This window comes from uncultured Campylobacter sp. (assembly GCF_938015785.1).
Taxonomy (GTDB): domain Bacteria; phylum Campylobacterota; class Campylobacteria; order Campylobacterales; family Campylobacteraceae; genus Campylobacter_B.
In genome coordinates, this window is record NZ_CALLWC010000051.1 from 28,271 (window position 1) to 50,983 (window position 22,713).

At 48.9% G+C, this 22,713-nt stretch carries 25 protein-coding genes and 1 pseudogene; 11 read left to right on the plus strand and 15 right to left on the minus strand.

Going from position 1 to position 22,713, the window contains the following annotated elements:
- The first annotated feature begins 19 nt into the window (after nucleotides 1-19).
- The 5 genes from Q0393_RS07475 to tpx all read left to right on the plus strand — a co-directional run bounded on the left by Q0393_RS07475 (nucleotide 20) and on the right by tpx (nucleotide 4,638).
- Nucleotides 20-409 (plus strand): DoxX family protein, encoded by a 390-nt coding sequence (locus Q0393_RS07475; RefSeq protein WP_298979130.1) that lies wholly within the window; start codon nucleotides 20-22, stop codon nucleotides 407-409.
- An 83-nt stretch (nucleotides 410-492) separates the two neighbouring features.
- Complete coding sequence (rpsL, locus tag Q0393_RS07480) at nucleotides 493-867, plus strand: 30S ribosomal protein S12 (RefSeq protein WP_291939381.1); 375 nt, start codon at nucleotides 493-495, stop codon at nucleotides 865-867.
- Nucleotides 868-936: 69 nt separating this feature from the next.
- Nucleotides 937-1,407 (plus strand): 30S ribosomal protein S7, encoded by a 471-nt coding sequence (gene rpsG / locus Q0393_RS07485; RefSeq protein ID WP_177386837.1) that lies wholly within the window; start codon nucleotides 937-939, stop codon nucleotides 1,405-1,407.
- Between the two features lie 9 nt (nucleotides 1,408-1,416).
- The gene (fusA, locus tag Q0393_RS07490) at nucleotides 1,417-3,492 is read left to right on the plus strand and encodes an elongation factor G (protein WP_298979133.1); all 2,076 of its coding nucleotides are present in this window, start codon (nucleotides 1,417-1,419) and stop codon (nucleotides 3,490-3,492) included.
- A 615-nt stretch (nucleotides 3,493-4,107) separates the two neighbouring features.
- Complete coding sequence (tpx, locus tag Q0393_RS07495; RefSeq protein WP_298979135.1) at nucleotides 4,108-4,638, plus strand: thiol peroxidase; 531 nt, start codon at nucleotides 4,108-4,110, stop codon at nucleotides 4,636-4,638.
- Nucleotides 4,639-4,646: 8 nt separating this feature from the next.
- On the opposite strand, the gene Q0393_RS07500 is transcribed toward tpx, so the two are convergent.
- Entirely contained in the window at nucleotides 4,647-4,808 is a 162-nt protein-coding gene (locus tag Q0393_RS07500; RefSeq protein ID WP_298979137.1) for a hypothetical protein, read from the minus strand.
- A 405-nt stretch (nucleotides 4,809-5,213) separates the two neighbouring features.
- Nucleotides 5,214-5,957: a DUF4272 domain-containing protein gene (locus tag Q0393_RS07505; RefSeq protein ID WP_298979139.1), complete on the minus strand. Its 744-nt coding sequence runs from the start codon at nucleotides 5,955-5,957 to the stop codon at nucleotides 5,214-5,216.
- A 423-nt stretch (nucleotides 5,958-6,380) separates the two neighbouring features.
- Here Q0393_RS07505 and Q0393_RS07510 point away from each other — a divergent pair, with 423 nt between their 5' ends.
- From Q0393_RS07510 to Q0393_RS07520, 3 genes are all read left to right on the plus strand, one after another.
- Nucleotides 6,381-6,878 (plus strand): glutathione peroxidase, encoded by a 498-nt coding sequence (locus tag Q0393_RS07510; RefSeq protein ID WP_298979140.1) that lies wholly within the window; start codon nucleotides 6,381-6,383, stop codon nucleotides 6,876-6,878.
- A gap of 70 nt (nucleotides 6,879-6,948) precedes the next feature.
- Complete coding sequence (locus Q0393_RS07515) at nucleotides 6,949-7,530, plus strand: nitroreductase family protein (protein WP_298979141.1); 582 nt, start codon at nucleotides 6,949-6,951, stop codon at nucleotides 7,528-7,530.
- Between the two features lie 59 nt (nucleotides 7,531-7,589).
- Entirely contained in the window at nucleotides 7,590-7,814 is a 225-nt protein-coding gene (locus Q0393_RS07520) for a hypothetical protein (protein WP_298979142.1), read from the plus strand.
- Between the two features lie 79 nt (nucleotides 7,815-7,893).
- Here the strand turns inward: Q0393_RS07520 and Q0393_RS07525 are convergent, their stop codons facing one another.
- Nucleotides 7,894-8,193, minus strand: coding sequence for a hypothetical protein (locus Q0393_RS07525; RefSeq protein WP_298979143.1), 300 nt, complete (start codon nucleotides 8,191-8,193; stop codon nucleotides 7,894-7,896).
- Nucleotides 8,194-8,305: 112 nt separating this feature from the next.
- Here Q0393_RS07525 and Q0393_RS07530 point away from each other — a divergent pair, with 112 nt between their 5' ends.
- A complete protein-coding gene (locus Q0393_RS07530; protein WP_298979144.1) occupies nucleotides 8,306-8,455 on the plus strand; it encodes a hypothetical protein in 150 nt (49 codons plus the stop codon).
- A 175-nt stretch (nucleotides 8,456-8,630) separates the two neighbouring features.
- On the opposite strand, the gene pepE is transcribed toward Q0393_RS07530, so the two are convergent.
- Both pepE and Q0393_RS07540 read right to left on the minus strand, forming a co-directional pair.
- On the minus strand, nucleotides 8,631-9,464 hold the full coding sequence (gene pepE, locus Q0393_RS07535) for a dipeptidase PepE (protein WP_298979145.1): 834 nt from the start codon (nucleotides 9,462-9,464) through the stop codon (nucleotides 8,631-8,633).
- 195 nt (nucleotides 9,465-9,659) lie between these two features.
- Nucleotides 9,660-10,196 carry a hypothetical protein gene (locus Q0393_RS07540; protein ID WP_298979146.1) on the minus strand — a complete coding sequence of 179 codons (537 nt, stop codon included), beginning with the start codon at nucleotides 10,194-10,196 and terminating at the stop codon, nucleotides 9,660-9,662.
- 150 nt (nucleotides 10,197-10,346) lie between these two features.
- Here Q0393_RS07540 and Q0393_RS07545 point away from each other — a divergent pair, with 150 nt between their 5' ends.
- Both Q0393_RS07545 and hchA read left to right on the plus strand, forming a co-directional pair.
- The gene (locus Q0393_RS07545) at nucleotides 10,347-10,604 is read left to right on the plus strand and encodes an MGMT family protein (protein ID WP_298979147.1); all 258 of its coding nucleotides are present in this window, start codon (nucleotides 10,347-10,349) and stop codon (nucleotides 10,602-10,604) included.
- A 536-nt stretch (nucleotides 10,605-11,140) separates the two neighbouring features.
- Nucleotides 11,141-11,956: pseudogene (gene hchA / locus Q0393_RS07550) on the plus strand (glyoxalase III HchA); the annotation flags it as partial.
- A 259-nt stretch (nucleotides 11,957-12,215) separates the two neighbouring features.
- Here hchA and Q0393_RS07555 read toward each other — a convergent pair.
- The 10 genes from Q0393_RS07555 to Q0393_RS07600 all read right to left on the minus strand — a co-directional run bounded on the left by Q0393_RS07555 (nucleotide 12,216) and on the right by Q0393_RS07600 (nucleotide 22,605).
- Nucleotides 12,216-12,629: a methylated-DNA--[protein]-cysteine S-methyltransferase gene (locus Q0393_RS07555; RefSeq protein ID WP_367179178.1), complete on the minus strand. Its 414-nt coding sequence runs from the start codon at nucleotides 12,627-12,629 to the stop codon at nucleotides 12,216-12,218.
- A gap of 126 nt (nucleotides 12,630-12,755) precedes the next feature.
- Nucleotides 12,756-13,232: a hypothetical protein gene (locus Q0393_RS07560; RefSeq protein WP_298979149.1), complete on the minus strand. Its 477-nt coding sequence runs from the start codon at nucleotides 13,230-13,232 to the stop codon at nucleotides 12,756-12,758.
- A gap of 44 nt (nucleotides 13,233-13,276) precedes the next feature.
- A complete protein-coding gene (locus Q0393_RS07565; protein ID WP_298979150.1) occupies nucleotides 13,277-13,690 on the minus strand; it encodes a hypothetical protein in 414 nt (137 codons plus the stop codon).
- Between the two features lie 17 nt (nucleotides 13,691-13,707).
- A complete protein-coding gene (locus Q0393_RS07570) occupies nucleotides 13,708-14,427 on the minus strand; it encodes a CorA family divalent cation transporter (RefSeq protein ID WP_298979152.1) in 720 nt (239 codons plus the stop codon).
- Nucleotides 14,428-15,278: 851 nt separating this feature from the next.
- The gene (locus tag Q0393_RS07575; RefSeq protein WP_298979153.1) at nucleotides 15,279-17,489 is read right to left on the minus strand and encodes an endonuclease MutS2; all 2,211 of its coding nucleotides are present in this window, start codon (nucleotides 17,487-17,489) and stop codon (nucleotides 15,279-15,281) included.
- A complete protein-coding gene (locus Q0393_RS07580; protein WP_298979156.1) occupies nucleotides 17,479-18,255 on the minus strand; it encodes a hypothetical protein in 777 nt (258 codons plus the stop codon). The genes Q0393_RS07575 and Q0393_RS07580 overlap by 11 nt, the downstream gene beginning before the upstream one ends.
- A gap of 61 nt (nucleotides 18,256-18,316) precedes the next feature.
- Nucleotides 18,317-19,624 carry a UDP-N-acetylmuramate--L-alanine ligase gene (gene murC / locus Q0393_RS07585; RefSeq protein WP_298979159.1) on the minus strand — a complete coding sequence of 436 codons (1,308 nt, stop codon included), beginning with the start codon at nucleotides 19,622-19,624 and terminating at the stop codon, nucleotides 18,317-18,319.
- Between the two features lie 505 nt (nucleotides 19,625-20,129).
- A complete protein-coding gene (gene recR, locus Q0393_RS07590) occupies nucleotides 20,130-20,699 on the minus strand; it encodes a recombination mediator RecR (RefSeq protein WP_298979161.1) in 570 nt (189 codons plus the stop codon).
- Nucleotides 20,696-21,937 carry an ArsS family sensor histidine kinase gene (locus tag Q0393_RS07595; protein ID WP_297901220.1) on the minus strand — a complete coding sequence of 414 codons (1,242 nt, stop codon included), beginning with the start codon at nucleotides 21,935-21,937 and terminating at the stop codon, nucleotides 20,696-20,698. Before Q0393_RS07595 ends, recR begins: the two co-directional genes overlap by 4 nt.
- The gene (locus tag Q0393_RS07600) at nucleotides 21,934-22,605 is read right to left on the minus strand and encodes a response regulator transcription factor (RefSeq protein WP_005870149.1); all 672 of its coding nucleotides are present in this window, start codon (nucleotides 22,603-22,605) and stop codon (nucleotides 21,934-21,936) included. The genes Q0393_RS07595 and Q0393_RS07600 overlap by 4 nt, the downstream gene beginning before the upstream one ends.
- Nucleotides 22,606-22,713 lie beyond the last annotated feature (108 nt).

The following is a 22,713-nucleotide window of genomic DNA, read 5'->3' on the forward strand; positions in this document are numbered from 1 at the left end:
TAAATTTAAAGGATAAAGCATGAATATGATCAACATAAATTTCGGTCTTTTATTTATCAGGTTGGGGCTTGGAGTTTGTCTTTTAATGCACGGAATTTTTAAGCTTACTCACGGCATAGACGGCGTAAAATCGATGCTAGTAGCTAGAGGAATTCCGGATCTGGTGGCTTACGGCGCATACGTAGGCGAGGTGCTGGCGCCCGCGATGATAATCATAGGTGTATTTTGCCGCATAGGCGCTCTGCTTGTGATCGCAAACGTGCTCATGATAATATACGTCCTGCATATTCCGTTGGGTGCGCTTACCGGAGTGGGCGGATTTGAGCTGGAAATCGTATATCTATATCTTTCCGCTGCGATCTGCCTAGTAATCTGCGGCGGTGGGGAGTTTGTGCTGATTAGAGATTAAAATTTAGTTAAATTTACGTTTCTGTAAGTTTAAACAAAGTATAATCCAAATATTTTTGAATAAATTTTTGTGAAAGGAAAGATGTGCCAACCATAAATCAATTGGTCAGAAAAGAGCGCAAGAAGCTTACCGAGAAATCGAAGTCTCCAGCGCTAAAGAATTGCCCTCAACGAAGAGGAGTTTGCACTAAGGTCTACACCACGACCCCTAAAAAGCCAAACTCAGCGCTTCGTAAAGTTGCCAAAGTAAGGCTTACTAGCGGATTTGAAGTCATCAGCTATATCGGCGGTGAAGGTCACAATCTACAAGAGCACTCTATCGTGCTAGTTCGCGGCGGTCGCGTAAAGGACCTACCGGGCGTTAAATATCACATCGTCCGCGGTGCGCTCGATACTGCAGGCGTTGCGAAACGAACCGTTGCAAGATCAAAATACGGTGCTAAACGACCTAAAAAATAGTTTAGCCGAAACAGACCGGCACTAGATTTTGCCGAGTTTGAGTAAAATTTTAAAATTTGAAGGAATAAAATGAGAAGAAGAAAAGCTCCCGTTAGGGAAGTTATGCCTGATCCGATTTATGACAGCAAGGTAATCACAAAATTTATTAATTCGCTTATGTTCGACGGCAAAAAGAGCGTTGCTACCGAGATTATGTACGGCGCCTTAAATTTCATTGACAATAAAGGCGGCGAGAAGAAAGGTATTGAAATTTTTAACGATGCCATAGATAACGTTAAGCCTTTGATGGAAGTTAAGTCTCGTCGTGTAGGCGGCGCAACTTATCAGGTTCCGATCGAGGTCAGGCCTGCTCGCCAGCAAGCTCTGGCTATCCGCTGGATCATCTCTTTTGCGAGAAAAAGAAGCGAACGTACGATGATAGAGCGCCTGGCTTACGAGCTTATGGACGCCGCAAATTCTAAAGGCTCTTCATTTAAGAAGAAAGAAGATACCTACAAGATGGCGGAAGCCAACAAAGCTTTCGCGCATTATCGTTGGTAGGAGGGCATCATGGCAAGAAAAACCCCTTTGCATATGGTTAGAAACATCGGTATTGCCGCCCACATTGATGCCGGAAAGACCACTACAAGCGAAAGAATTCTATTTTTTACCGGCATGAGTCATAAGATTGGCGAGGTTCACGAGGGCGCCGCTACGATGGACTGGATGGAGCAGGAGCGCGAGCGCGGCATCACGATCACGTCTGCGGCAACTACCTGCTTTTGGAATAATCATCAGATAAATTTGATCGACACCCCGGGCCACGTCGACTTTACTATCGAAGTAGAGCGCTCAATGCGCGTTTTAGATGGTGCGGTAGCAGTATTTTGCTCTGTAGGCGGCGTTCAGCCTCAAAGCGAGACCGTTTGGCGTCAAGCGAATAAATACCATGTTCCGCGTATCATTTTCGTAAATAAGATGGACCGCGTAGGCGCAAATTTTTATAATGTCGAACAGCAGGTCAAAGATAGGCTCAAAGCTCATCCGGTTCCGATTCAAATTCCGATCGGCGCTGAGGACGATTTTAAAGGCGTTATCGATTTAGTCACTATGAAAGCGCTCGTTTGGGACGATAGCAAGGGTCCTTCAGCTCCTGAGATCGTTGAAATTCCTGCTGAATTACGAGAAAAAGCGCAAGAGTATCGCGACAAGATGATCGAAGCGGTAGCAGAGACTGATGAAGCTTTGATGGAGAAGTATTTTAACGGCGAAGAGCTAAGCGTAGAAGAGATTAAAAAGGGCATCAAGAAAGGCTGCTTAAGCCTAAGTTTTTTTCCTATGCTATGCGGCACCGCGTTTAAAAATAAAGGCGTACAGCCTTTGCTAGATGCGGTCGTAGATTATCTACCTGCGCCTGATGAAGTGCCTGCGATTAAGGGTCAGTATGAGGATGGCAGTGAGGTTCATGTAAGTTCTACCGACGAGGGCGAGTTCGCGGGCCTTGGATTTAAGATTATGACCGATCCTTTCGTAGGTCAGCTTACATTTGTGCGTGTCTATCGCGGCGTTTTGGAAAGCGGCAGCTACGTCGTAAATACCGGCAAGGGTAAAAAAGAGCGCATCGGACGCTTGCTAAGGATGCACTCGAATAAACGCGAAGAGATCAAAGAGCTATATGCGGGCGAGATCGGCGCCGTTGTGGGTCTTAAAGACACTCTTACTGGCGATACTCTAGCTAGCGAAAAAGATAAAGTAATTTTAGAACGTATGGAATTTCCTGATCCCGTTATCAGCGTAGCTGTAGAGCCTAAAACCAAAGCTGATCAAGAAAAAATGGGTATCGCGCTTCAAAAATTGGCGCAAGAAGATCCGAGCTTTAGGGTCGCGACCGACGAAGAGAGCGGACAAACTATTATTTCGGGAATGGGCGAATTGCACCTTGAGATCATCGTAGATAGAATGCTTAGAGAATTTAAGGTTGAGGCCGAGGTCGGACAGCCGCAGGTCGCATATCGTGAGACTATACGCAAAACGATCGAGCAGGAGTACAAATACGCCAAGCAGTCGGGTGGTCGCGGTCAATACGGTCACGTATTTTTGCGCCTAGAGCCTTTGGAGCCGGGCACCGGATATGAGTTCGTAAACGATATCAAAGGCGGCGCGATCCCTAAAGAATACATCCCCGCAGTCGACAAGGGCTGCCAAGAGGCGATGCAAAACGGCGTTTTAGCGGGCTATCCGGTCGAGGACGTGCGCGTAACGGTCTATGACGGAAGCTACCACGAAGTCGATAGCTCCGAAATGGCATTCAAACTCGCCGCTTCTATGGGCTTTAAAGAGGGCGCTAGAAAAGCGGGTGCCGTGATCTTGGAGCCTATGATGAAGGTCGAGGTAGAAACTCCCGAGGAGTATATGGGCGACGTCATCGGCGATCTAAACAAACGCCGCGGACAGGTTAATAATATGAGCGAACGCGGCGGTAATAAGATCATCGACGCGTTTTGCCCGCTTTCGGAGATGTTCGGTTACTCAACCGATCTGCGCTCTCAGACGCAGGGTCGCGCGACCTATTCGATGGAATTTGATCACTACGACGAGGTTCCTAAAAACGTCGGCGAAGAGATCATCAAAAAGCGCAACGGCTAATTTAACAGGCGCTAGGGTGCGGCGATAGCTTATCGCCAACCCCCGGCGCTTCTTTGAATTTTAAAACGGTGTTTAAATTTAACCTACTTCACGAGCCAAAATTTTAACTCACACTCTGGTTTCAAATAAAATTTCAATCCATAAATTTTGATTTCTGTAGATTGCAAATTTAGATCAAAAAATTTCAATTAAATTTAAAAATTCAAAACATAACTTAAAACGCGCTCATGATGCCGCACCTGTCGTTTTACTAGTGATTTCTTTCTTTCGCAGGTAAAGTGTACATACAGCGCTATCGCTTTGACTTTTATTCACGGACAAAATCGCCGCAAACGGGGAGAAATTTTATCTTCGGCACAGCCTTAAGGCGGAGCGCAACTATCATAGACTTATATCAGATCGCGACCATTAGTGCTTTATGCAAGTAGCGGTATTCTCGGGGGCTTTAATTGTTCTGCCGCTTTGCGCCATAAAATTTCATCTTAACGCAGCGATCTACGCACCGTTCATTAGGCCGAGCCGACGCACGAACTCGCCCATTTTCGGATTTAGCAGGCGTTTGCTTTCGCAGGTTATAATGCGCCAGTTTTAAATATTTCAAAACAAAGGAAAATCATGCAACAAACCAAATTACAAGGCGTAAGCGTCGGTCTTTCGGGTAACGAGCTTAAGCTGGGAGATAAGGCGCCAGAGGTTAGTCTGGTCGCGGCCGATCTTAGCGAGGTCAAAGTCGGTGGCGGCACGGGCAAGGCGCAGGTCATCATCGCCGTGCCGTCCCTGGATACGGACGTGTGCGCGACCGAGACGCGCAAATTTAACGAGCGCGCCGCGAGTATAAAAAATACCGAGGTTTTCGTGGTCTCGATGGATCTGCCGTTTGCCGCGGGCAGATTTTGTTCGACCGAGGGGATCAAAAATTTACGCGCCCTAAGCGACTTTCGCGATAAAGAGTTTGCGCGCGCATACGGCGTGCTGATCGCGGATGGCGCGCTTGCAGGGCTAACGTGCCGCGCGGTTTTCGTCGTGGACACCGCGGGCAAGATCGCCTACAAGCAGATCACGGACGACATCGTAGATGAGCCCGATTACGACGCGGCGCTGAATGCGGCGGCGTTTGCGAGCGGAAGCGCTGCGACGCAGGGCTGATGCAATTTCTAGGTCTGCGGCGCAGACATCTGCTTGCTTAAATTTAGCGGGCTTAAAATACGCGGACGGGCGCCTTGCTCGCCTGCAACTTTAAATTCTAAAATTCCACGGCGCTCTGAAATTTGGCAGGCCGCGTCTGAAATTTCAGCGGATCTGCGCCCGTGATCCACCTTGCGCAGTTTACAAGAAAAATTTTAAAATTTTAATCCCCAATTGATTCATAAATTCTCACATTCGGTATGCTTTTCGATCCGTCGGCACATATTTTGGATTTAGAAAAAACAGCGCGCGATCGGGTTAAATTTTAGTGCAAAACACAGGCGGCAGTACCGAGAAGCTAGACGAGGCGTGGATGAAATGCGAATGAAATTTGCAATGGGAGCATATATGCAATACGGACCGAGAAAATTTTAGACGCAACGACGTATAGCAAAGCGAGACGACGCGCGCAAAGATAAGGCGCGCTATTTTTCTTTAGACGAGGCGGAAGTGAGCCGAGTGAAGGAGCGTATATTATAATACGTGGCCGAAATTCGGCGAAATTTCCAACGACGTATAAAGGAAAAAAAGGGACGCTAAGTATTCAGGTCGGGATAATCCCACGCATTATATTCATCCGTCAGATTATCGTCCTCCGCCCCTTTGCAGCACAGCCACTCTAACTCGCCGCGTCTCTCCATCACGACCTCTTCATCAAGCCCCGCGCTGTCTGAGCCGTGCACGCGAGCATTGACGCACGCCCAGTGGTAGCGGTAGATGAGATCGAGCGCCTGCAGGATTTCATCCGTATCGCGTAGCTTCACGCGCGCCGAAAAATCGTCGCCGCTAAAGGTGTCCATCACAAAGGCGCAGTCGCAGATCTCGCTCGGAAAGCTAAGCTCCTCCACGAGCCCCATGGCCCACATCAGCGCCCACAGCGACTCGTATTTCCAGCCCATATTTACGGCCTCGTCGCGGCTTGCCTCGCCCTGCGTGACGCGGCGCTCCATGCGCGTGAGCTTGTCTATGCAGCCGTAGCGATTATCTAGAAAGCCCTGTACGCCCTGCTTATCCTCATCCGCGAGCTTGCCCTCGTCTCTGATCGAGCAGGCGCACATTATCGCCGCATACGAGCAGATCGCGCGAGCGATGACTTCGTCCTTTTCGCGCGGGGTGACCTCGTCCGTCTCATACCGCAGCGGCAGATGATCGATATACGGCACGCCCTGCGATTTTAAAATTTCGATGCTTATATCCTTGCGTTCCTGCGCGGCCTTGCCGATCTTCGCGGCGTTTGCGCTATTTTTGCCACCTTTTTTGAAAAAATCTGAAAATGCCATGAGCTCTCCTTAAAATTTTAAACGTATTTTAAAACAATCGCGCAAAATTTCAGCTTACGGCGGCGGGACGAATTTTTTAAATTCAAACTCAAACCTCGAGCTTTGCAAATCGAACGTAAATTTCACGCTGCGTTACGAATTTATGCGGCGCCGCGCAGGATCGCCCGTATCCGTAATGAGCGAATTAAAAAGGATCGTTCGTGCCGCAAGGAGGCGGCCGAATTATGGTAAAATTCGCTAAATTTAATGCAGGAGCGGCGAATGGGACGGCAGATAAATTTTTAAAATCGCAAAAGAACACACTAAGAACACATTCGCTCGCTAAAATCCATCCAAAATTTTAAGGCGAAAAGTACCACAAAGGAGAAAAAATACAAATCTACGACATTAACGTAACTACAGGCAGAGGCGAGCAAAAAATCTATGAGCGAGTACCGCGGCAAAGTGTTGCTCATCGCAAATACGGCCAGCAAATGCGGCTTTACGAACCAATACGAGGAGCTTGAGGCGCTAAATCAGGAGTTTAAAGACAAGGGGCTTTGCGTGTTGGGCTTTCCTAGCGATAATTTCGCTCATCAGGAACCCGACGACGACGAGACGATAGAGCAAAATTGCAAGCTAAATTTTGGCGTAACGTTTGAGCTATTTAAAAAAGGCAACGTGCGCGGCGAGAGCGCGATAGAGCTGTTTAAATTTCTAACTTCAAAACAGGGATTTAAAGGCTTTGATGCAGCCCATCCGTTAAGCGCAAAACTTGAAGAATCGCTAAAAAGTAACTTCCCCGAAATTTTAGAAGGCGACGGCGTGAAATGGAATTTTACGAAATTCGTAGTGGATAGAAACGGCGAAGTCGTAGCGAGATTTGAGCCGACGGCTAGCTTTGAACAGATAAAAGCGTGCGTGAAAAAGCTACTAGGCTAAACGGCTACTCGCAGACGCTTAAGTAAAGCTCGGCGAGCCTGAAATATAAAATCAAATTTAAGGAGAGAAAATGCAACTACTCGAAGCTATGAAAAAGCGTCGAAGCGTGCGCGAATTTAACGCTGAAGTCCCGTCAAAAGAGGAAATCCAGGCGATTTTGGAGGCAGCGTATCTGGCGCCCGCTCTTTTTACCACCAAGGACGTTCACATAAGCGTAATTACGGACAAAGATCTTTTGCGCGAGCTTGATGCGGCGGCCGTTAAGAAATTCGGAAAAATGCTTGAAAACATGGGGATGAAAACCAAAACTACGCTTTACGGCGCGCCCGTTCTTGTCTTGCTTTCGGGTAAACTCGCGACGGAACTGCCGAAGGAATGCGAAGGCGCCAAGCTTGAAAATCTACACCGCGGGATTTACTGGGCGATGGGTTCTGTGATGCAAAATATGCAGCTTCGCGCAACCTCGCTTGAGCTTACTTCGTGCCCGATAAATACAGTCGTCGTTACGCTTTTTGACGAGCCTGTTCTCGCAGCTCGTGCGGGCATTCCCGAGGGATACTCGCCGCTTTGCTCGCTTGCGATCGGTAAAAGCGACGCTAAATGCGAGGAGCGTAAGCCTAGCTGCGATCATTACAGGGTTAGCTATATTTAATTTGCTTGTGCCCTGCCGTTTAAATTTGCGCCTGCAACGAAGCCTAACGTGGCGTCTGAGTGGATACGTTTATAGTGGCTAAACGCTTAAATTTGCAGGCGTTTCAAATTTATAGCCCTTTGCGAGCCGTCTGCGGCAAGCGGTACAAACTAGCGGCGGCGAAGGCGGCTTTGAGATCGCGCGGCTGCGATATGGCGGAGCGACCTTTTGCTTACATAGACGCCCTTGCGCGAGCGATCGCCTTTTCTTGCATAACCAAGCCGTTTGGGCAGGAAAACGATTAAATTCTAAAAGCGCGCGTGATCCAAGCGGCGCCTTTTTTGCGTAGACGCCGCCTTTGCTCGCGCTATCGATGCCGCCCGTTTACGGCGTCGTAATATTCGGCAGTTTGTCGTTGTTCAGATAAAATTTTAAAATTTTACCGTCCGCGCAGCGCTTCGCGTAAAAATAATCTTTGTAAAAAGAGGCGCCGCAGCTAAGCCCGCGACCGATCGCTTCGTCGTTTTTAGGTTTATTTCCGGAGAAATTTCCCCAAGTAGCCGCGCCCGGATTTTTTGCGACGAGTCGCAGCGCGATCATCTCTATAGCTTCTTGCGTTTCTCGTCCTCCCGTGCCTTCTATGATGCTTCGATACATATCGTCGTAAAATACCTTTGCAGGCAATTCGGGCTCTTGCGGCGATTCAGCGAAATAAAAAATTTTAAGCTTTGCCTCAGGTCGGTTAAGTTTCGGCGGTTACTCGAACCGGTTTTGGCGGCACCATAGGCGCTCTTTTTTGCAAATATACCGTCCCGCCGCAGCCGGCAAGAATGTCTGCGATATATGGAATAAAATCGCCGAGCGGCATAAGAAGGCGGACGCGGGGCATTTTATCTGCGTTTTAAATTTTGCTTTTTATGGCTTCGGCGATCGCACGCCGCTTTAAATCGATGTTTATCTTTTGACCATGCGTTCACATAAGCAAAACGCGCTTTGTCGCGTAAATTTAAAAAGCGGCGCCCGAATTTAGCCGAGCGCCGCAATTAAAATTTAACCGATTTACGCACTCAAACGAGCGGTGCCGTCTGGCGCACCTCTTGGTTAAATTTAAGCGGGTGCGATCAATACTTAAACGAGCTTCCCGGCTCGATCAACTTAACCTTTTGCTTATAGTTCATCTTAAGCACCGCAGCAGGCCCTAGCACGGTCGCCTTTTCGCCCTCAAGCCAAAACGCTGTACCCTCCGGCATCGCGTACACCGTCGATTTTTGATTAGCGATCAAAAATTCCTCCAGCCTCTCCTCTCTGCTCTCGCCGTTGTGCCCCGCAGGCTTACCCGAGATGAAGTGCGGATTGATCTGGTACGGGAAGATGTTGAAGGTATTAAACGACTCAGGCTCGATGATCGGCATATCGTTCGTCGTCATCATCGTAGCGCCCGCGACGTTCGAGCCCGCGCTCCAGCCGATATACGGCGTGCCGTCCTCGACCATTTTGCTAATCAGAGCGATGAGCTCGTTTTCGTACATATCGTGCACGAGCTTGAAGGTGTTGCCGCCGCCTACGAATATGCAATCCGCGCTCGCGACTTCCTTCGCGGCGTTTTTAGCGTGATGGACGCCGACAATGTTTAAGCTTAAACTCGCAAGCGCCTCTTTGACGCGCTTTTCATATTCGTCGTAGCTCCTGCGAAGGCTTGCGTAAGGGATGAAAACGATCTTTTTGCCCGCGAGGTTATTCTCCTGCGCAAATTTACCGATCCACGACACCGCGTGCGATAGATACTTCGTGTCTTTGTAGCCCGAGCTTGAGAGCAGCAGCGCTCTTTGCTTGCTATGATCGCGCTTTGAGAGCTTAAACGCCTTTTCGCTCGCAGCTAGTTCGCTCGTACCGAGCATCGCAGCGCCCGCCGCCAAAGCGGCTACCTTTAGTAGGTCTCGTCTTTGATTTTGCATCTTTTCTCCTTTAAATCAAAGTTGATATCTGTTTTGAAATTATATTCCTTTGCATATAAAGAGGGGCTGAATATTCGGTTTAAATTTCGCTCGCCTCAAAGCCTCGCCAAGGTAAAATTTTAAACTATTAAATTTCGAAATTCGGCAAGGCGCTGCGTCGTAAAATTTTAAAAGCGCGGCTAAATTTAATAAAATTTACGTTTCGTCTTTCGGGGTATATGAGCCCGTATTGAAAAAATAGCATACCCCAAAAACTATTCCGCAAATCGGCGCTACGATTAAGGCGTACAAAAATATATGAGCTGCGGCGCCTTCCAATATTCCGGTAAAAATCAAGGTCGGATATAAAAGTAAAACTATGCTGGCAAAATTTTCTATCGTAAAGACCAACAAACTATCTCCTTGATCCTTGATAAAAAGGTTGCTGTATCGCTTAGTCTTAGTGTATCTTAAAAAACAGATCGTCGCGCATATAGGCAAAACTATTATCGCGACATCACGAATATCTTTAAAAATTTTATACGACGATTCTATACCGATATTCGAAAAAAGCAAATCAAGAAAAAACATTAGCATTAGCGAGAAATAGATGGTTGTAGCCGCCGACGAATAATACCCTATAATCACGCGTCTGATAAATCTATGCATATCGTATCGCTTCTTTAAATTTTCAGGGATAGCGGCAAATTTCTCGTCCAGCTCTTTCGTGTCTGATTGGAATTTCTCGTCCACAGCTCGCTCCTTTTGTAAAGCGCTAAATTTTAGAAATTATATCGAATTTAGCGGCGCAAAGTGACTAAATTTAGGTCTAAATTTAAATGCGAAAAAGTATAATCACGCCATGGTTTTGACGCAAAATTTGATCTATGAAATTTTACCCTTGTGGGGGAGATCCCCGCGGGCAGGGTCGCTAGCTACGGGCAGATCGCGCTCCTGATCGGGCTGCCCGCTTGCTCGCGGCTCGTGGGGCGCGTGCTCTCGCAAGCAGAGCTCTACGGCGACTACCCGTGCCACCGCGCCCTTTATCACGCGGGCGCTTTGGCGGCGAGCTTTGCGGCTCAGCGCGAACTGCTAGAGGCCGAAGGCGTGGAATTTAGAGGCGAGCGCGTCTGTATGAAAAAGCACCGCTGGGAGTGCTAAGGCCTAATCGCCGCAGCCTGAAGCACGGAATTTACGGATCGTTTGAAGCGCAAAATTTTAAATTGTCCGCGGCATGGAATTTTAATTTATAAAATTTTAGATCCGCGCAGGTTTAAGCGGCGTAGCGGCAGCGCTGCCGACCGCTAAGAGCCTGCGAGCTTCATTTGTTTGTAGATGCGGCGCAAATCATCATGCGTGAAAAGATAAAATTCATCTTTTTTGCGTGGCGGCTTAAATGCTGCACTAAGCGGCTCCTCGGCATCAGTCCGCCGCAGTTTTACGAAGCAGGCGCGACGCCGCCTATTGGTTTTCTTGTCGCGCCCGTTTCGGCGCCGCTTGTAGATTTTGGTTATCGCAAATTTTGTAGCGGCCGAACTGGCGGCCGACCTATCCGCCCTCGGCGCGTTAAAAATTTTAAATCGATGCGGCTTCTGCGGAAGACGGAGAAAAAGCGGCGAAATTTTAAAATTTATTTCAGATTAAACGAAAGCCTATATAATCGGTAAAATTTCATTTGAAAGGCAAAACTCCCGACTCCCGATATCGCCGAGCACGGCGCGTTTTTCCCGTCGCCGTTTTCGCTGTCACAGTTTACGGCGCCCGTGAGCGATCTGGCGGATTTTAATTACGAGAAAAAATACGACGGCGATAAAAAAATCCTCATCATCGCGGCCGACGAGCGGTATTTGCTGATGGACAACGGGACTTTTTTCTCCACTGGCAACCACCCCGTCGAGACGCTCGTGCCGATGTATCATCTGGCGCAGGCCGGTTGGGATTTCGAGATCGCGACGCTCTCTGGAAATCCCGTAAAATTCGAGTTTTGGGCGATGCCTGCGAAGGACGAGCGGCTCAAGGGCTTTTTCGGGAGCTACGCGGCTAAATTTAAAGAGCCTAAAAAGCTCGCCGATATCGTAAAGAAGGGATTTGACGAGTATTTTGCGCTGTACATCCCGGGCGGCCATGGCGCGCTGATCGGGCTTGATGAGAGCCGCGACGTAAAGGCCGCGCTAAAATGGTTTCATGAGCAGGGCAAATACATCATCACGATCTGCCACGGCCCAGCCGGGCTGCTAGCCGCGGCGCTTGACGAGGATAAGTTTTTGTTCGAGGGCTACGAGCTCGTGCTGCTGCCCGACGTCATTGATCGCACCTCGCCGGGTATTGGCTACATGCCGGGCCATCTGCGCTGGTATATGGGCTCGCGGCTAGCAAAACTTGGGATGAAAATCCTAAACGAAGGTATCGACGGCGCCGTGCACAAAGACCGCAACTTGCTCTCGGGCGATAGTCCGCTAGCGGCCAATAACCTCGGCAAACTGGCGGCTAAAACGCTTTTAGAGTCGCTGTAAATTTTACGCCGTTAAGGTCGGCATCTCGGCATAAAATTTTAATTTTTACGCGGCGGAAAAATTTAAAATTTCAAAGCGTGCCCGCTTCGGTTTTAAATTTAATGATCGCCGTCCTGCGCGCGGTGTAATCGTTTAAAATCGCCGCTCGCCTTCGATTTGTAAGCGATGCGCTGTGCAGCGTCTAAATTTAAGTATTCAAATTTTATCGCACTTTTGCGTGCGAGCATTAAAATCTTTTGCGCCTTTTAAATTTGCCGCTTTACGGCGCCGTGCTCTTCGCGGGTGTGAAAAGCCCTCGCATATCGACGCCCTCTGGCTGCAGCAGCTTTATTTTTCTATCGATGCCGCCTGCATAGCCCGTGAGGTTGCCGTGCGCGCCTATGACGCGGTGGCAGGGGATGATGATCGAGATTTCGTTGTGCCCTACGGCGCCGCCCACGGCTTGCGCGGACATCTTTGCTAGCCCGCGTGTCGCGGCGATTTCGCGCGCGATCTGTCCGTAGGTCGTAGTTTTGCCGTAAGGAATTTTAAGCAAAATTTCCCACACGGCGCGCCTAAACGCCGAGCCTACGGGATTTAGAGCGGGCGTAAAACCCGGCTCGCGTCCGCTAAAATACAGATCGAGCCAGCGCCTAGTTTGATCGAAAACGGCTAAGTTTTTCTCCTCAAAAATGCGTAATCAGAGCGTTTGCAGCCAAAACATCCGCGCCGGATTCCTGCTCTGTTTGGACCGGTAAATTTTTAAATCGCGCGACAAGGCTATTCGTATCGAATTTTTTGCCCGCATCGTTCGAAATTTTTACCGAAAAATCAACCATATCAAATTTTTCGCCCGTGCCTTGCGCCGAAAGATTGATAGCGCGAGGTTTTTTCCCGCATCATAAGCCGCAAAATCGCTCGCATTGTACTTTTTATCTGCGCCGCTTGCCGCTTTTGCCGCAAAATCGCTCTTTTTGCTCTTTTTCAACGCCGCAAAATCGCGCTGTGTTTCGCTCGCGCCGTATTGCTCCTTTGCGAGCAGATCGGCGCTGCCGCGCTTTTCGTTAGCGGCACCATTCGCTTCTAGCGTGCAGCTTTTCTCGTAGCAACCCTCTCTCGCAGCGGTATCTGTTTTTGTCGCAATATCGCGCGCGCAGAATTTGCCGTCCGTGCTGCCCATTGCAAGAGCGTGCGCGTAGTACTTCTCGCCCTCGAACCACAGCCCGCAAAGCCCCGCCTCATCGCCCGCGAGCGTGATTTTGCCAAGCGGCGAGTCGTAATATGCGATAAATTTCATCGCTCCTCCTATTTTGCGATTAAATTTAGCGCCGCAAATAGCGCCTAAATTTCCCAAATTTCTAAAATTTGCGGGCAGATTTTAGCTACGCTTTGCTTAAACTCCGCCTTTTGCGTGCTACTCGGGTCGCCAAGGGCTTCAAATTTGGAAAAAAGCTCGGCGATCTTTAGCCAGCCCGCAAGATTTAGATCGAATTTTTTCAAATTTGCCTCGGACAAAAACTCCAAATCATGGTCGTAAAACGCGATCTCACCGCCAGAGCTTAGCAGCCAAAGATCGCCGCTGCCGCCGTCTGCAAAGATACAAAACTCGCGCAGCAGCCCGCTATCGCCCTCAAAAGGAAATTTCGCCGCGTCGTTGCAGAGCGCGATATTGTGCTCTTTCAGCACTCTAAAATCGCCCGCAATCTCCCTGCCGAGGTATCCGCTCAGGATATTTTTAAGCTCGTTTTTGTTCAAAATTTAACTCCTCCGCTTTAGTTTCGTTTTTTGGCGTAGAGCATAAGAAAGCCGACCATCGCCGCGAAAATCACGCACATCGCAAGCGTCACGATGAGCGTGCCGTGCGCCGAGCCGCTTAAAAACAGCCCCGTCGTGTTCATCCCGAAAAAGCTCGTGATGAAATTTAGCGGCATCAGCAGCGACGAGATGATCGTGAGAATGTAGATGTTGCGGCTAATTTTGTCGTTTTTGAGCCCCTGGATGAATTGATAGATATCCTCGATCCTGACGGCATATTCGCTCATCACGCCTTTAAAAACGCCCGCTTCGTAGGCGTAGTTTTTCAGCTGTTTTTTCAGCGCCGGCTGCTCATTTGCGCAGATGAGCAGCGCCTCGTAGAAATGCAAAACTTTGTTTTGAAATTTGCGGATTTCGTATTTTAGGACAGAGTGCCTTTTCATAAATTTTGAAAAATCGCCGCGCCGCGTGTAGATCTTTTCGTAATTTTCAAGCTCTGCGGAGTGCTCTAAAATTTTATCGCGGTACTGCGCGAGGATCTTTTTAACGACCGCGAAAAACTCCGCCTCGCTGCTAAGCCGCACCTCGGCGGTACCCTCCTGCAAATAGATCGCGCCTGCGTCGAAAATAAAGCGGTAGTTTTGCTCGCGCGGCGCGTCCGTCACGAAGTACACATACTCGCGATCTTCGGCGTAGTAGTAGCCCGAAACGCTGCGCTTTTCGGTAATCGGGTTCAATGAGACCTCCTTATTCAATCGTTTTAAATTTGCGGAATTTCAGAATTTCGTTGCAGATTAGAATTTTGAAATTCCGCTGCCTATAAGAATTCCGAAATTTCGCCACTAATAGGAATTCTAAAATTCCGCCGCCATTTAAATTTTATCGTATTTGGAATTTCAAAATTCTTTTGCGCTTGGAATTTTAAAATTTTAAGCACGAAAGAATTTTATTATTGGTGAGATTTTATGCGACGCAGTCGCAATTCAAATTTAACGCGGACGCAGTCCGCACCGCTAGCGTCGCGCGGGTGGGGGTTGGTAAGGGGGGGCGGGCGCGCCTCGCAACTCTGAGCGCCGCCCCCTTACGAATATCGCACATAATGTACCCAAGCGCTAGGCTATATCATAAAATTTTGTAAAAATTTACAAAATAAAATTTCATTCCTAAATTCACAGCTCGCGAAATTCACGCCGTGATTTCTATTTTTTTGGGGCGGGAAGGGGGCTTGAATTGCGAGGTCGCTCCCCTTCCCGCCTCAAACCCCGCCCATCCCCCTACTACGCTTTAAGCGGTGCGGACTGCGTCCGCGCTGTATTTTCTATTGCGGTTCACGCCGCATGAAATTTTAGAATTTCAAATTGAGCTCTTGCACTTTAAATTTCAAATATAAAACGTGGACTAAATTTAAAGCCGAGGACAAATTTTAAAATCCCGCGGCGAAATTCTACGTTAAAAGCACCCGTGTTTTTGCAAAACCTTGGCGAAGGCATAGATGAAATGGGGCGAATTCCGTGTTGCTCGCATCCGCGTCTGAGGCGAAAAACTTTTGAGTCGAAGCTTAGAGCTAAACGAGTCTTTAAACTAAATCCTACAGCGAGACGACCTTTGAGCCGAAGCCCCCTTCTGCGGGCGTGCCGTCGCGAAAGCCCTTGACGCTCGGATGCGATTTTAAAAACTCCTTTACCGCGAACGCGAGCTTGCCCGTGCCGATGCCGTGCTTTACGATGATTTCATCAAAGCCCATCACGAGGCTTTGGCTGATGAATTTATCGAGCCTGCTGATCGCTTCCTCAGCGCGCAAGCCGTGCAGATCAAGCACGAGCGACGCAGAGGAGGGCTTTTGCACCTTGATGCTGATATTTTTTACGGGCGCGGGTGTCGCCGCACCGCTGCGCTTTAGCTCGCTAAGCGGCACGCGCAGCCTAATGCCGTCGCTTAGCATCAGCGCCTGGGTTTTGCTGAGCGATAAAATTTCGCCCTTGATCTTACCGTATTTGACGCGATCGCCCACCTTGAAGCTTTGCGGCTCGGGAGCGCTAAATTCGGGCTGCTGCACGGCCCGTGCAAGCTCGTTTGCGCGGTTTATGGCACGCTGCTTTTCGCGCACGTCGCTTAGGCTCACGCTGCGTTTGGCCTCCGAAATGGCGCGGTAGTATTCGTTTTGCAGCCTTGAAAGCTCGGCTCTCAGCTCGCTTTGTGCGCGCTCGCGCTGATCTTTTAGCGCTTCGCTCAGCGCGTCTAATTTCTCCTCTTTTTGCTGCGTCTGTGCCAGCTTTTGTTTTAGCTCAAGCTCTAAATTTATCGCTTTTGAGATCGCTTCGTTTAGGTTTTCTTTGTTTTCGCCGTAGTTTTTGCGCGCTGTGGCGATCAAATTTTGCGCTATGCCGTAGCGCAGCGCGGTTTCAAAGGCGTAGGATTTGCCGATCGTGCCCTTTAAAAACTCATATTTCGGCGCGCTGTTTTTCTCGTCGTAAAGCGCCGCCAGCAGCTCCACGCGAGGATCTTTCGCAAGCAGCATCGCCAGGCGCTTGTGATGCGTGGTGATGATCATTTTCACATCGCCGCCTATCAGCTGCTCGATCATCGCGCCGTATAGGCTCGCAGCCTCCTCAAAATCGGTACCCAGCTCGATCTCATCGACGCCGATTAGAATTTCTTTGCGCCCGAAAAGCTTGCTAAAGGCAACCATTCTGCCTGCAAAGGTCGAGATGTCGTTTTTGGAGTTTTGCGGATCCTCCATTATGAGCTCGAACTCTTTAAAGGTGCCGATGCGGCTGAGGCTTGCGCGAATAGGCATCGGAAGGAGGTATTTGGCTAACAGCGCCGCGCTTAGAATGCTTTTTAAAAGCATCGATTTTCCGCCCGCATTCACGCCGGTGATGAGTAGAATTTTACCCGTAAATTCCACGCTCACGCGCTTTGGATTTTTAAGAGCGGGGTGGGCGAAGCTGTCTAGGACGATGTCGCGCGAAGGCTCGGGCAGGACGAACTCATAATCGCTCGCTCTTGCCATCGCGGCACGCGCAATCAGCGCGTCGATCGCGTCGAAAGCGGCGTTTATAAATTTCAGAAAGGCTAAATTCTTATTAAAAACCGCGCTGATCTGCTTGCAGTGCTCGAAAACGATCTGCTCTTTTTTGTCCAAAATCGCGCTTTGAGCGGACTTTAGAGCCGCGATCGCGTCTGGAAGCACGTAAAAATAGCCTCCGCTTGAGCGCGCTACGACGCTGCCTTTTAGCACGTGATTAAAGCCGCCGCGCACCAGCAGAGCCTCGGTGTCGCTTATGTAGTGGATCTGCGTGTCGGCGAGATAGGGCGAAAGGGCTTTGGAATAGATCAGCCTTTTTAGCGTCTGCTCGATCTCGTCCTTTTTTATCTTAAACGCCTCGTTCAGCGCGCCGAAGCGCTCGTCTATCGCGTCGCGAAAGCCGCCCTGGTCGTCGAAATAATCCTTTAATTGCGCGATGGGCTGCGGGATCTCAATCTTTGCAAGCCAAGCGGCGAGTTTGCCTTCGAAGGGCTGCTTTTTGAGATACAGAAAATATCGGACGATTTTGCTAAACTCGTAAATTTCGCTGATATGAAGCACGCCGTGTTTTGAGATGCGCATCAGCGCGTCGTCTAGGTTCGCGACGCTCTCGCACTGCGCGAGATCAAATTTCGTAAGTTCTGAAATTTTTTCAAAATTTAGCTTGCTATCGCCGCTTAAAAACAGCGGCTTTTCGCGCGCCAAAAAGCTTTTAAATTTCTCTAGATACTCGCCCAGATCGAGGCGCGTAAAGAGTTCGTCACTGATCATAAACGCACTCTTTGATCTTGTAGGTTTTGCCCCTAAACTTCGCGCCCGCACTTTTTTTGGCGATGAAAGCGCCCATCGAAAAGGAGTAGGTGAAATTCTCTCGCGTTACGATCTGCGCGGAGCTTTGAAAATTTAAGCTCTGCGGCGCGGAATTTTGCGTATTTTTAGAATTCTGTGCGGAGCTTTGCGGATCGTAGGTTTGTGTGTCGCCTAGTTGCGCGGAATTTTGTGAGGCAGATCTTCGCATACCTTCTTGATTCGCGGAATTTTGCGGCGCGAGGTTCTGCTTATCGCCTTGCTGCTTAGAATTTTTCGAAGTAGGGCTTTGTGCGAAATTTTGCCCGCCCGAGACGGCGCCGTTTACTTGCGCGGCGGAAGCCTGCTCGTTCGTTTGAGCGGTGGAGCTTTGTGTGGCAGAAGCGGCCTCGCCTTGCGCGTTTAAATTTGCTTCGTCGACTTTCGCGCCCAAATTTTTCGCATCCGCGCTATGTTTTTCGGAGAAGGAATCTGCTGCGCCGCGCGTTTCGGCAGCGGAATTTATCGCGCCGCCGCATCTTAATCTAGCGCCTGCGTTAAATTTAAACACCATCTCCTCTTCAAGCTTGGCGGATCGCTCGCTCGCGCTTTCGTAAAGATACGCTCCCGCGCACAGCAGCACGATCAGCGCCGTGGCGATGATTTTAGCCCTTTTGCTTAAAATTTCGTCCCGCACGAAAAAGATCGCCGCGATAAATAAAAATGCGAAAATAAACACCAAAAATCTCAAATTTTATCCTTGTCCGCCCGCAGCGGAGTTTGTCTAATAAATTCGGCGAGAGTTTTCAAACCTAAAATTCTCCGCGCAGCTGATAGGTGATGTCGCCCGCGCCAAATCCGATCACGAGCCCGTCGTTTATGATGTGGCGGACGCCGAAAATATCGCTAAATTCTATCTTCTCGCCGTTTCTAAAGACCCTCTCGGTAAAAAGTGCCCCGAGCCCTTTAAATTCCTCTTTCAGATCGATGCCGTTACTAGGCTCGCCAGCGGCGTAAACGGGCAGTACGACTAACTCCTCCACGCCCGCAAAGCACTCTTTAAAGGCGTTTAAATTCGCCTTGAGCCTGCTGAAACGGTGCGGCTGAAAGATCGCCGTGATCTTACTAAGACCTAGCAAGCTAGCGTATTCGCGCGCGCTTTGCAGCGTCGCTCTGATCTCGGTAGGGTGATGGCCGTAGTCGTCGATGAGCACGAAGTTTGGGGTGGCGCACAGGATGTCGAAGCGCTTTTTGATCCCTTTATAATTTAGCAAATTTTTGCGGATCTTCTCTAGTCCCGTCTCGCACGCCGCGGCTAGGATCGCTAGCGACGCATCGATCGCGATGTGTCTTCCGAGCCCGTAAACTTCGAAGCGCCCGAGCTCTTTAAGATTAAAGCTCATAAACGGCTGATGATCGCGCAGCAGCACCTTCAGATCCGTTATGTCGCGCGAAGGAAAGAGCTTGATACAGCCGAGCTTGATGGAGCTTAAAAACTCATCCTCGGCGTTTATCACGCGGATCTTAGCGCGCTCCAAAAAGCCGCGATACGCCGCGTGAAATTTATCCAAATCGTTGTCGTAATGATCCATATGCTCGGGCTCGGCGTTGGTCACGATCGCGACGTAGGGGTTGGAATTTAAAAAGCTCGAATCGCTCTCGTCGGCTTCGAAGATGATGTTTTCGCTGTTTTCATATTTCATATTCGAGCCGAACTGCTTGGAGATCGCGCCGATGATAACCGAGCCGTCTATTAGCGCCGAGGTTATCGCGCTCGTGGTGCTTTTGCCGTGCGCGCCGGCGACTGCGAAGACGCGCTTGTCTTTTAGCACGAAGGGCAGGGCCTCCTTGCGCGAGAGGCAGACGATCCCCTTTTTGCGCGCGGCTTGCAGCTCGACGTTGTCCTCTTTGATCGCGGCGGAGTAGATGACGATCTCCTGATCTTTGATCGCCGAAGCGTCGTGCGGCGTGATAATATCCATGCCGTCCGCTCTTAGCTTGTAGGTCGTCTCGCTCTCTTTGATATCCGAGCCTGAGATGATAAAATTTTTCTCGTGTAAAAATCTCGCTAATGCCGATATTCCTATGCCGCCGATGCCGATAAAATGAACCTTTTTCACCTTTATCCTTAAATATTATAATAGATAATTACGTTTAAATTTTTAAATCCCGCGCCGGCGAAATTTAAAAATTTAAACCGTTTTGCGCGCCTTGAAATTCGCCTTTAAATTTTACGAACTCGCGGCGTCGTGCAGCCCCGTCTCGCTACTTTCGAAAGCGCTTTTAAAATTTAGCGATCTAAATTTGCCTTTAGAATTTCGCCTTTTAAAATTTGAGCGCTCGAAATTTCGCGTCCGAAACTTCTCTTCGAAACGGAGTGCTTAAAATTTTACGGCTCAAACTCACCGTTAAAACCTCGCGGCAAGCGAGGCGCCGTTTGTCGCCGTGCCTGCCGCATCGTAGCGTGCACCGAAGCCGCGTAAATTTTATAAATTTCATCGCGTTCATCGCACGTCCACTATTTAAATTTAACGCCTCAAATTTCGCCGCTTAGGCTCCTCGGCAAAGCCTATTCGCCGCTTTGCGTTTTAAATTTAGCCCATAAATTTAAATTTCGTCGAAATTTTAAATATCGGTGCGCCCGTTGATCGCCTTTATTAGCGAGAGCATATCGACATTGTCTAAGCTCACGCCCGTAGGCACGCCTTGAGCGAGCTTGGTAAATTTCAAGCTTAGATCCGCGAGCTTGTCCTCGACGTAAAGCATTATGCCGTCGGAGTTGATGCCCGGCGTCAGCGCAAATATCAGCTCGCTCGCGCCGTTTTGCTCTACCATGGCGCGCAGCGCCGCGATCTTATCTTCGTCAGCGGCGTCTAGCACGAAGTAGCGGCCGTTGTAAATTTTATTATTCTCTAAAATAAAGATATCTTTTGGGTTTTCGACGATGCAAATTTTATCGCTTTCGCGCTCCTCATCGGCGCAGTATTCGCAGATCTCGCCCTCGCATACCGCTCCGCAGATGTGGCATCTGTGCAGTCCACGCACCGCCTCTTCGATATTGTGCGCTAAATTTAGCCCCAGAAAGGAGTTTTGCACGCTTACGTAGTACGCAAAGCGCAGGGCGGATTTTTTGCCCACGCCCGGAAGCTTTTCAAAGCTTGCGACGAGCTCTTCGAACCTGTCTGTGCCGCTCATATGGCGCCCTTCGGCGAAAAGACGATCGAGAAGTAGTGTGTGCCGTCGCTGTAATTGTACTCGAAGCGGAATTTATGCAGCTCGCAAATTTTATCGATGATGTAGAGTCCCAGCCCCATGCCGGTGGCTTTCTCGTCTTTATTTCTAATAAAGGCTTGCTTATAGTGCTCGAATGACTTCGCAAGCGCTGCGCCGCGGTTGGCGACGCTTACTTTGTTTTCATCGCAGATGATGCGGACTTTTTTATCGCTGGAGTATTTTAGGGCGTTATCGATTAAATTTTTAATCGCTAGCGCAAATAGCCCGAAATCCACGTTTATCACCGCATCGCACTCGATATCCGTGCTGATGAGCTCGTCCCAGTTATCGAGCATCGACATATCTTTTACTTGCTCTAAAATGAGGCTGAAATGATAATCCTGATAGTTGAGCGAGTAGCTTTTTGAGAGCAGTTGCTCGATTTTAGCAAACTCGTTGATTAAAATTTCAAGCCGCTCGAAGACATTTACGAGCCGCTCTTTTTGTGTTTCGTCATCGAGCATCTCCGTAATGAGCCTGCCCTTGCCGATCGGGGTTTTAAGCTCATGCATGATGGTGCGCAAAAACAGCTGGCGCGAGCGGATCAGCTCTTGAATTTTAGCAATCGCGTTGTTAAATTCCTGCGCTACCTGCCCGATCTCGTCTTCGCTGTGAGCGGCGGCTAAATTTACGTCCAAATTACCTTGGGCGAATTTTTTGATATTTTTGCTTAGCTTTTTTAGCGGCGTAAAACTTCGCACGATCGATAGATAAAGTGAGATCAAAACCGCCATCGTAAGCAGAAATCCGACCCAGAGCGGATCGTTTAGATTCTTCGTGCCGAGGCTTTCGAAAACCACGACGAAAGAGTTGTTTTTTATATTTAAAAACAGCGAATTATTATACTCGACCGAGCTAAACTCGCCAATAGAGGTGTCTTGAACGAAAAAAATTTTACCGCTCGTGATGATGTTTTGGATGATATTTTTGTCTTTTACAAGCTCCAAGCCATAGCTGGAGAAGTAGCGCTCAATATCGCTGGGAGGGGCGTTGCGCTTGTATAGCTCAAGTAGATTATTGACCGCGTTTATTTGATTAGCCTGCATGCTGCCTAGAGCTCTATTCATCTGCATCCGTGCGAATGTGATGAAAAGCACGCAGACTAAGATGATCGCGATTACAAAAAAAACCGAAATTTTAGTGATTAAGGAGTGCTTCATCCGATGAGCTTGTAGCCGATACCGCGAACCGAAAAGATATGCTTAGGCGCTTTGGAACTGTCGCCGATTTTGGTGCGTAGGCGCCCGATGATGACGTCTAAGCTCTTTGAGTCCTTATCTTTTAGGCTCTTGCAATGGTATACGAGCTGCTCGCGGGATACCGAAAAACTATGCTGCTTGATGAGGTATTCTAAAATTTCATACTCTGCAGGCGTTAGCACGAGCGACTCTTCGCCGAAGTAAATCTCATGGCGCTTATCGTCGATACGAAATACGCTATCTGTCGCGGTTTCTTCCTTCTCGCTAGCTTTTTTGTAGCGGCGGATGAGGCTCATGATGCGTGCGTGCATCTCTTTTGGATCATAAGGCTTAGGTAGATAATCGTCCGCACCGATCTGAAGGCCTACTACGCGATCGCTCACGTCGCTTCTAGCCGAGCTGATGATGATCGGAATGTCGTATTTCTCGCGAATCTCTTTGCAGACTTCAAGTCCGTCCATCCCCGGAAGCGTAAGATCCAAAATCAGCAGATCGTAGTTTTTGATCCCCGCGCTAATGCCCAGATACGGGTCTTCGAAGTTTGTAACTTGGATGTTAAATTTAGCCAGATATTCGGTTAGAAGCTGTGCAAACTCGCTGTCGTCTTCTATCATCAATACATTTATCATTTTTTATCCTTTGCATCGTTGATTTGAAATTTAAATATTGCATTATACATAAAAATAGTTAAGTCTTAACTTGCGTTTTATTAAATTTAGATAAAATTGCCCCTTTTG

What these genes read in the sequence shown, in the direction of transcription:
- Q0393_RS07515 (WP_298979141.1), top strand. Translation starts at nt 6,949, where the DNA reads ATGCAACTACTCGAAGCTATGAAAAAGCGTCGAAGCGTGCGCGAATTT.
- recR (WP_298979161.1), bottom strand. Translation starts at nt 20,699, where the DNA reads ATGAGCGGCACAGACAGGTTCGAAGAGCTCGTCGCAAGCTTTGAAAAG.
- rpsG (WP_177386837.1), top strand. Translation starts at nt 937, where the DNA reads ATGAGAAGAAGAAAAGCTCCCGTTAGGGAAGTTATGCCTGATCCGATT.
- Q0393_RS07505 (WP_298979139.1), bottom strand. Translation starts at nt 5,957, where the DNA reads ATGGCATTTTCAGATTTTTTCAAAAAAGGTGGCAAAAATAGCGCAAAC.
- Q0393_RS07600 (WP_005870149.1), bottom strand. Translation starts at nt 22,605, where the DNA reads ATGATAAATGTATTGATGATAGAAGACGACAGCGAGTTTGCACAGCTT.
- Q0393_RS07510 (WP_298979140.1), top strand. Translation starts at nt 6,381, where the DNA reads ATGAGCGAGTACCGCGGCAAAGTGTTGCTCATCGCAAATACGGCCAGC.
- Q0393_RS07560 (WP_298979149.1), bottom strand. Translation starts at nt 13,232, where the DNA reads ATGAAATTTATCGCATATTACGACTCGCCGCTTGGCAAAATCACGCTC.
- tpx (WP_298979135.1), top strand. Translation starts at nt 4,108, where the DNA reads ATGCAACAAACCAAATTACAAGGCGTAAGCGTCGGTCTTTCGGGTAAC.
- Q0393_RS07475 (WP_298979130.1), top strand. Translation starts at nt 20, where the DNA reads ATGAATATGATCAACATAAATTTCGGTCTTTTATTTATCAGGTTGGGG.
- Q0393_RS07575 (WP_298979153.1), bottom strand. Translation starts at nt 17,489, where the DNA reads ATGATCAGTGACGAACTCTTTACGCGCCTCGATCTGGGCGAGTATCTA.
- fusA (WP_298979133.1), top strand. Translation starts at nt 1,417, where the DNA reads ATGGCAAGAAAAACCCCTTTGCATATGGTTAGAAACATCGGTATTGCC.
- pepE (WP_298979145.1), bottom strand. Translation starts at nt 9,464, where the DNA reads ATGCAAAATCAAAGACGAGACCTACTAAAGGTAGCCGCTTTGGCGGCG.
- Q0393_RS07595 (WP_297901220.1), bottom strand. Translation starts at nt 21,937, where the DNA reads ATGAAGCACTCCTTAATCACTAAAATTTCGGTTTTTTTTGTAATCGCG.